Origin of the sequence: Devosia sp., from assembly GCF_036676215.1 — a bacterium.
In the GTDB taxonomy this organism is placed as follows: Bacteria; Pseudomonadota; Alphaproteobacteria; order Rhizobiales; family Devosiaceae; genus Devosia.
This window is the reverse complement of the sequence record NZ_JAKFDJ010000021.1, coordinates 1-1,529: the sequence shown is the minus strand read 5'-3', so window position 1 is coordinate 1,529 and position 1,529 is coordinate 1. Positions and strand designations below refer to the sequence as shown.

Sequence of the window (1,529 nt, the reverse complement as noted above, 5' to 3'; positions counted from 1 at the left end):
ACGCTGCCTTCCGCGAGCAGCACATCGAGCGTGACCAGCAGGTTGAAATCGGGTGTTGCCATGCACGGACCATAGCGCAATTTGGCCGTGACATGGCGTCAAACGCACGAATAAAGTGCAAATGATGCGCCTTCCGCCATGTCAGGCAAAGAACTACGCTTCAGGCAGCTCCATTTCGGTGTCGCCAGTCAACGGAGCAGGAAGCGGAATTCATGTTGAAGTCAATCATTGCAGAACGGGATGAGGCAGTCGCCGGAAGTGAACCAAAAAGCGGAAATTCGGAGCGGACACCGTCAGTCCGGTGGGCGCTCGCCGCCCTGTCGCTGTCCATGCTCCTGTCCTCGCTCGGCACCAGCATCGCCAATGTGGGCTTGCCGACCTTGGCACAGGCGTTCAACGCCTCCTTCCAGGAGGTCCAGTGGGTCATCCTCGCTTATCTCCTCGCCATCACCACCCTGATCGTCAGCGTCGGACGGCTGGGTGACCTCACCGGCCGAAAGCGGCTGCTGCTGGCCGGCATCTTCCTGTTCACGGTGGCATCCAGCCTGTGCGGCATCGCGCCCACACTCCGGCTGCTGATTGCCGCCCGAGCGGCACAGGGCCTGGGAGCCGCCATCATGATGGCCCTCACCATGGCGTTTGTCGGCGAGACGGTGACCCAGGCAAAGACCGGCAGCGCCATGGGCCTGCTCGGCACGATGTCCGCGATGGGTACTGCGCTCGGTCCATCGCTGGGTGGCATTCTGATCGCCGGACTCGGCTGGCAGGCCATCTTCCTCGTCAACGTACCGCTGGGCATCCTGACTTTTCTTCTCGCGCACCGCTACCTGCCCGTTGATCGCCGGGGGCCGAAGACGGATCGGCCCGGTTTCGACCCTGTGGGCACGCTGCTGCTGGCCCTGACGCTCGCGGCCTATGCACTCGCCATGACCATTCGTCATCATGACGGGCGCGGCAGTTTCGGCCTGCTCAACCTGGCCCTGCTGTTGGCTGCTGCCTTGGGCGCCGGCCTCTTCGTGCGCGCCGAGGCGACAGCCGCATCCCCTTTGATCCGGTTGGCGATGTTCCGCGATCCCCTGCTGAGTGCAAGCCTCGCCATGAGCGCGCTTGTCTCGACGGTGATGATGGCGACGCTGGTGGTCGGGCCGTTCTATCTCTCGCTCTCGCTCGGGCTGGCCGCCGCTCACGTCGGACTCGTCCTGTCGGTCGGTCCGCTTGCCGCCGCGCTGGCCGGTGTACCGGCCGGCCGCATGGCGGACCGTTTTGGCGCCCAGCGCATGACCCTCGTGGGGCTCATCGCCATAGCGGCCGGTTCCGTCGTTCTATCGATGATGCCGGCGACGCCCGGCATCCCCGGTATCGCTGGCTATATCGCCCCCATGGTCGTCATCACCGTGGGCTATGCGCTGTTCATGACGGCCAACAACACCGCCGTCATGGCGGATATCCGTGCGGACCAGCGGGGCGTCATTTCCGGCATGCTCAGCCTGTCGCGCAATCTCGGGCTCATCACCGGTGCATCCGTGATG

General features: G+C 64.4%; 1 protein-coding gene. It reads left to right on the top strand.

The features are described 5' to 3' along the window. Positions 1 to 212: 212 nt before the first annotated feature. A partial coding sequence (locus tag V6M52_RS01870) for an MFS transporter (protein WP_332698845.1) occupies positions 213 to 1,529 on the top strand: 1,317 nt, incomplete at its 3' end.